This window comes from Fluviicola sp., from assembly GCF_030151805.1.
GTDB lineage: Bacteria > Bacteroidota > Bacteroidia > Flavobacteriales_D > Crocinitomicaceae > Fluviicola.
The window spans coordinates 1-6,700 of the sequence record NZ_JASLCN010000391.1; the positions used below are offsets into that span (position 1 = coordinate 1).

Annotated in this window: 6 protein-coding genes; 3 read left to right on the forward strand and 3 right to left on the reverse strand. The window is 41.4% G+C overall.

Annotation, left to right across the window (positions count from 1 at the left end; genetic code table 11):
- Positions 1 to 633 (forward strand): hypothetical protein (locus tag Q1V93_RS14770; RefSeq protein ID WP_300665715.1); only part of this gene is annotated, 633 nt, incomplete at its 5' end.
- A 15-nt stretch (positions 634 to 648) separates the two neighbouring features.
- Positions 649 to 2,736 carry an OmpA family protein gene (locus tag Q1V93_RS14775; protein WP_300665716.1) on the forward strand — a complete coding sequence of 696 codons (2,088 nt, stop codon included), beginning with the start codon at positions 649 to 651 and terminating at the stop codon, positions 2,734 to 2,736.
- A 226-nt stretch (positions 2,737 to 2,962) separates the two neighbouring features.
- Here Q1V93_RS14775 and Q1V93_RS14780 read toward each other — a convergent pair whose 3' ends face one another.
- On the reverse strand, positions 2,963 to 5,008 hold the full coding sequence (locus tag Q1V93_RS14780) for an OmpA family protein (protein WP_300665717.1): 2,046 nt from the start codon (positions 5,006 to 5,008) through the stop codon (positions 2,963 to 2,965).
- Between the two features lie 337 nt (positions 5,009 to 5,345).
- Here Q1V93_RS14780 and Q1V93_RS14785 point away from each other — a divergent pair, with 337 nt between their 5' ends.
- On the forward strand, positions 5,346 to 5,846 hold the full coding sequence (locus Q1V93_RS14785) for a hypothetical protein (RefSeq protein WP_300665718.1): 501 nt from the start codon (positions 5,346 to 5,348) through the stop codon (positions 5,844 to 5,846).
- A 103-nt stretch (positions 5,847 to 5,949) separates the two neighbouring features.
- Here Q1V93_RS14785 and Q1V93_RS14790 read toward each other — a convergent pair whose 3' ends face one another.
- Both Q1V93_RS14790 and Q1V93_RS14795 read right to left on the reverse strand, forming a co-directional pair.
- Positions 5,950 to 6,591: a class I SAM-dependent methyltransferase gene (locus Q1V93_RS14790; protein ID WP_300665720.1), complete on the reverse strand. Its 642-nt coding sequence runs from the start codon at positions 6,589 to 6,591 to the stop codon at positions 5,950 to 5,952.
- A gap of 1 nt (position 6,592) precedes the next feature.
- Positions 6,593 to 6,700, reverse strand: a 108-nt coding sequence (locus tag Q1V93_RS14795) for a DUF1569 domain-containing protein (protein ID WP_300665722.1), incomplete at its 5' end; no start/stop codon positions are given.

Consider the following 6,700-nt stretch of genomic DNA (forward strand, 5'->3'; position numbering starts at 1 on the left):
GGATTGCAAGGTGGTGTTACGCAAAAATCAATCGAGTACCAGCTGCTTTCATTCAATAATCAGTATACGCTGAACAATGGTGGAGAGTTTGACCAAACAATTGTTTCCGGAGAAGATTTCGGTGCTCAGTCGAAGTTTATTCCGATGTTGAATGCAAGTGCTTTGTATTATTACTCCAAATCACAAGCAAGACTGAATCCGTTTATCGGTGTTTCCTTATTCAATTTAACGCAGCCGAACGAATCCTTTTTCGGAAGAGAAACCAAATTGCCGCTTCGGATGTACACGCATTTGGGAACACGGATAAATATCACGGAATTGTTCTACCTCATTCCAAAAGTACTGATCATGAATCAAAAGAAATTTCACGAGCAGACTTATGCACTTGAAGCAGGTTATTTTATGAAGGGAAGCGCTGCTTATGTTTTGGGAGGAGTGATCTTCAGGGCAAAAGACGCTATGATTGCGACGATCGGTGTGAAGAAAGAACAGTTCATTATAAAAGTGGCGTATGATTTCAATATTTCATCATTGACAGCAGCTTCAAAAAGCAAAGGAGGATTCGAATTGTCCTTTACCTATATCCACAAAAAACAAAAACCGGCCGATTACAAAATCTGTCCGCGCTTATAATATTTCGTTGTTAGTATGAAATCTACGATCAGTTGTTTGTTGTTTTTAGTGATATCCGGAATATCACTGGCGCAATCAAAAAAAATGTATATCTATTTGGGTGATGAGCATTTCAAGAAATTGGATTATGTGAATGCCGTTGAACAATACAAACTGGCTTTGTCGGATTCTGTGGCAAATTCAACCCTGGTTTATCCGTATGAAATACAGGTTACGAACCGGAAACTGACTTCAAAACCAAAAGTAGAAGTTGACAGTACGCTGAAAGTGACGCTGGAGCAATATTTACATCATCAGGTGGCCTGGTGTTATTACCGGATGCACGATTACCCGAATGCGGAAAAACATTTGAAAAGCACGGCAGACGAAAAAGCTTATCCACACGACAGTTATTACCTGGCGCAGAGTTATATGAACAACAATAAGTATGACGAAGCGATTACAAAATTTGAAGATTATATCCGTTCTCCGCAAGCAGACGATGAATTGATTCATGCCGCTCAGGTTTCCATGACCGGATGTCATCTGGCAAAGGAAGAACTGCATAAAACACGTGAAATCAGTGTAAAATTAGCCGATACAGCGATTTTCAATAAAGGAACAGCGAGTTTTGCAACGATGTATTTCGACAAGGATCAGAAATTGATGTTCACGTCGGCAAGAGCAGGAGGAGTGATCCTGAATGAAAAACAGCAATCGGAATATTTGTGCGATTTGTATTGGGTAGAACTGAAGGAAGACAGTACCTGGTCGCAGGCAACGAATTTTGGTCGCCCGCTGAACAGTGCGCAAAATGACGGTGCAGGTTCGTTCAACAACAACAACGTGATTTTCTATACCCGCTGGAGCGAAGAAAAACGCACAGAACAGAATATTTACCTGGCCCGGATGATCAATTTCAAGTTCTTTGAAGCCTACAAATTGGATTCTTCCGTAAATTATCCTGGCTACAAAAGCATTCAGCCTTATGTTTCCATGGATGGGCGTACATTGTACTTTTCGTCTAATCGACCGGGAGGCTTGGGGGGAATGGATATCTGGAAAATTCCCATTGATTCAGCCGGAAATACGCAAGGTCAACCGGAAAACCTGGGAGCTTTGATCAATTCGGATCAGGATGAGGTAACACCGTTTTTTCATGAAGTTTCATCGACTTTGTTTTTCTCTTCAAACGGACATGGAAGTATGGGAGGTTTGGATATCTTCAAATCACTTTATGACCGGGAAACACAGGGATTCAGTGTTCCTGCAAATCTGGGAATGCCGATTAATTCCAGTAAAGATGATGCGTACATGATGTGGGATTCCCGTTTGTCAAAAGGATTTTTCTCCAGCGACCGTGAACCATGCAAGGGCGGAAGCTGTTACGACATTTACGAAGTGGTGAATGAACCGATTCACATTTATTTGAGCGGATATTCTTATAACAAGGAAACGGAAGAAATCCTGCCGAATACGAAATTAACCTTCAAGGATGTACGCGGAGTTTTCCCTCCTTACACGATCGTTACAGATTCAAACGGATTCTACGAAAAGGAATTGAATTACGGTGTGGAATTGTTTATCAAGGCTCAGAAACTGAATTATTTTGCGGATGCAACAAGTGTAAATACCAACCAAATCACACAAACAACCAGCATCACACGAGATTTTTATCTGAAACCGATTCCACAGGATGAAATTGAGATTGAAGGTATCGAGTACGATTTCAACTCCGATAAATTGAGACCGGCTTCCCAGGCAGTTCTGGATAAGTTATTCGATTTCCTGGAGCTGAACAACAACATTTCGGTAGAGATCAATTCACACACAGATGCACGGGGAAAGGATATTTACAACCTGGATCTTTCCCAGCGTAGAGCGAAATCCTGTGTAAATTACCTGGTTTCAAAAGGAATTGACCCGTTGCGCCTGATCCCGAAAGGATATGGTGAAACGCAGCCGAACCAATTGTATGGCCCGGATAAGAAACCGGTTTTGAATGCGGAAGGCAAGCCTGTTTTACTGACGGAAGCTTATATTGAAACTCTGAAGGTAAAAGCGGAGCGGGAAGCATTGCACCAAAAGAATAGAAGAACGACGTTTAAGGTGATCAATCAATAATTGAAAATGGAGAATGGTAAAGTTGAAAAGGACATTGAGTAGTTTCGGGATGCCGTTTTTACTTTTGAACAAGCTCCCGTCACTTCGAGTGTCCTGACGTTTCAGTCGGGATGTATCGAGAAGGGGAGCGGAGTTGAAGTTTAGCATGAACAAAAAAGCCGGATTCCTCCGGCTTCAAAATGACTCTATCTTTTAAACGTTTACTTTTTCATTTTTACCTTAAAAATTACATTCCCTGAATCAAGAAATCCGTTCTACGATTCTTCGCTTTGTTTTCAGCTGTATCGTTGGCAACTTTTGGTTTGGATTCTCCGTAACCCTTTGATTCAAGTCGGTCTTCTTCAATTCCAAGGGAAACGAGATAACTTTTTACTCCTTTGGCACGTCGGTCTGAAAGATCTAAGTTCTTTGCGTCGTCACCGTCACTATCGGTATGTCCCTGGATCATGATTTTAATCGTCGGATTTGATTTCAGGAAACGTGCAAATTCGCGTAAAATGAATTTCGATTTGTTTGAAAGCACATCCGAGTTGTAATCATACAAAATGTCATTCAGTGTGTACGCTTCACCCACTTTCAGTTCTTTTACTTCCAGTTTGTTATTCACACGATTCTCCTTCTTCGTGATTTCTTCTTTCGTGATCAGTTTTGAGTCGAAAGCAGCTCCCTCTTTTTTCACGGAAACCATGATATCCTGCGGTTTATCTGTTTTCACAACCACCGCAAATTTCCCGTCATTCCCGTTCACACGAACCTGTTCCACTTTCTCCGAATTCTCGTAAGAAACTTCAATGGTTGCATTTTCAATCGGTTTTCCTTCCGGATCTTTCAAATCTCCTTTGATGATCGTAACCGGCTTCGGGCGCGCTTCTTCATACAGTTCGAAACCGTAAATATCCCAGTTTCCCTGTTGTTTGGAAGAGAAGTAAGCCAGTTTTCCATCTGTTGAAACGAAAACACCCAATTCGTCTTCTTTGGAATTGATCGGGTAACCGATATTTTTAGGTTTGCTCCAGGCTCCGTTTTCTTCACGCATGTAGAAAATATCCAAGCCTCCAACTCCTTTGCGGTCGTCCGAAACATCGGAAACAAAGTAAAGCGTCTCGCTATCCTGGTGCAGGAACGGACTCTTATCTTTTCCGGCTGTATTGATTTCGTCGAAAGGTCGTGGTGCTCCCCAGGTTCCGTCGGTATTTCTTTTCACGATAAATACATCGTTATCTCTGGTGCTTGCGCGGTTTGCGGTGTAAAACAGGGTGTTTCCATCAGCCGACATAGAAGGTTGTCCTTCCCAGCCGTCGGGAGTATTGATTTTCGGACCTAAATTAATCAGTTCCGACCATTGATAATCCGAAGGATTTGGACCTGTTTTCTGATAGGTGGTCGAATACAAATCGCAATTCATGTAAGCTTGTCCTTTCACCTCGGTTTTTTTGCAGGCACAGATGATCATTTCTTTGTTATCGACAGACATCGTTGCGGCACCGTAACTTTGAAATGTTCCGTTGTTAAACGGTTTCGGGAAAGCTTTTCCGGCGTCGAAAGACAAACCTTCATCCGTGCGGATAGAGTAGGTGTAAACTTCCTGTACATTGGAAACGATGTCTCCGAGGTTTTTCAAATCCTGTTTGCGGGTATAGAACATCAATAAGTTATCCGGAGAAATCATCGGGAAATATTCGTCGTTTCCTGTCGACACGTTCGGAACTTTTTTCGGGTTGAAGGGAACCACATTGCTCAACATGTCTTTTTCTTCTTTTTCAGTTACGAGAAGCGCTTTTACATCGCTCAACTGTTTGGTATACGTAGCTCCGTAACGCGAATTATCGGGATTCTTAAATGCAATGAATTTTTGAAACCAGTTGGTTGCAATGTCTTTTTGTTCCTGCGTATAATTGATTACGCCGAGGTAATAATACATGTCGGAATGATAATCCGGGCACAGTTCCGCTGCTTTCTCAAACAATTCTTCAGCCCGCTGAAAACTGCGGTCACCGGTTGCCGGATTGGCGGATGTTTCGTAAGCTTTCACTCCTGAATTGTAGGCATACATGGCAAACTCGAAATAAGCGGTTGCATTATCCGGCTCAGCTTCCATCGCCTTACTGAAATTTTCAGCAGCTGTTCTCGCGTCCGGAGCATTTCTTCCGGCTTCAATCAGTTTGAGTGTTTTTTTGGATGGGGGCAAACAAGACGGATCTTCTTCCTGCGCGTTTAATGAATGAATGGAAACCAACGTAATTCCCGCAATAAATAAGTAGTTCTTCCACATACGATTTATAAATACAGTTCTGGCAGGCAAAGATTATGCCCAAATGACTATATCGTAATTTCAGCGAAAAGGTTACTCTTTTTTTCATTTTGTTGCGAAAAAAATCTCCCGGATCTCCTGATTCTCACAGATGAGAGATAAAATGTTCAAATGTATTTGACATAAACAACTTTTCCATTCTCTGTTGAACTTTTTCAACCATTGAACTTTCTATGCTGAGCGCAGCCGAAGGTTGGCACAATATTTTCTTACATAAAAAGTCTGAATTCTAATTTAGGAGCAGTATGAGCAGATTGTCTGCGTTTATCATTACATTTAAAAAAACAAAATCAAATTCATGAAAGTTCGGTTATTCAGTATTCAAATTTGCTTCCTGGTTTTAAGCAGTTTCTTTTCCCATGCGCTTTTCGCGCAATCAGGTTGCAAGGAGGAAAAAGTAGGGAGAAGTTATTTCAGTATTTGTCCGGAAAACATTGTTACGGAAAAGAAAAAATTGCTCCTGACTACGAAAGCAATTCCAAAGAAGATCGAAAACAAGAATACCTTTAAAGTCGTTCATTACTATGTTGCAGACCGTAAAAAGGTGGAAACGGATGATGTGTTTTTGGAATACAGTAAGTTTCTGCGAAACCTGGAAATTCTGACCTTTTATGTCAACGGAAAGGAATTTACAGGAGTTCTGAAAATAGCTCTTCCGTTCAAAAATGAAGGAACGAGTGCACTTTATGGGGGCTACGATTTGTTGACTTACGAATTCAAGGAAGGAAAATTCGTATCGAAAAGCAAAGCTAACGACGTAGAACTGGAAAAAGAAAAAACGGTGATCAGACCAACATAGGCTAATTGAAAATGGAGAATTGAAAAGTTCAAATGCATTTCAACTCTACATCGACAAGTTCAGTACAAACTCCTCAATGCTCATTTAAACTCTCCATTTTTAGTTACTTCTTACGGGCAATCATAATCCCGTCGCGGATCGGAAGCAGAAGATTTTCAACGCGCTCATCCCGGTGGATCAACTCATTGAAATCTTTCAGTAATTGCGTGTCTTTATCGATTTTCCCTTCTGTTTGAACGACTTTTCCGGACCACAACACGTTGTCGGATAAAATATATCCTCCCGGTTTCACTTTGTCGAAAACCAGGTTGTAGTAATTGATGTAATTCATTTTATCCGCATCGATGAAAACCAGGTCAAACTGTTCGTCAAGTTGTGGAATTTCTTCCATGGCATTGCAAATACGGTAATCTATTTTCGAAGCGTAATCACTTTCTGATATGTACGAACGGACAAAATCTTCCAGTTGAGCATTGATGTCCAGTGTAATAATTTTCCCGGTTTCTGTCAATCCTTCAGCCATGCAAAGTGCCGAATAACCAGTGTATGTTCCGATTTCCAGAATGCGCTCCGGACGAATCATTTTCGAAAGCAAACTCAACAGACGTCCCTGGAAATGTCCGCTCAACATACGCGGCTGTAAGATGTTTACGTGCGTATCGCGGTTCAGTTTTGCCAATAATGCGGATTCTGCCGTTGTATGTTCGCAGCAGTAATCGTCTAATGCCTGATCTATGAATTCCATTTTATACTCCGAATTGCTGTAAATGATGATCCAAATGCTTGTACATTCCCATTCCCCATTGTTCTTTGGTCAGAGTTCCGAAGAAAGAGTGGGGAGCATCCGTACATTT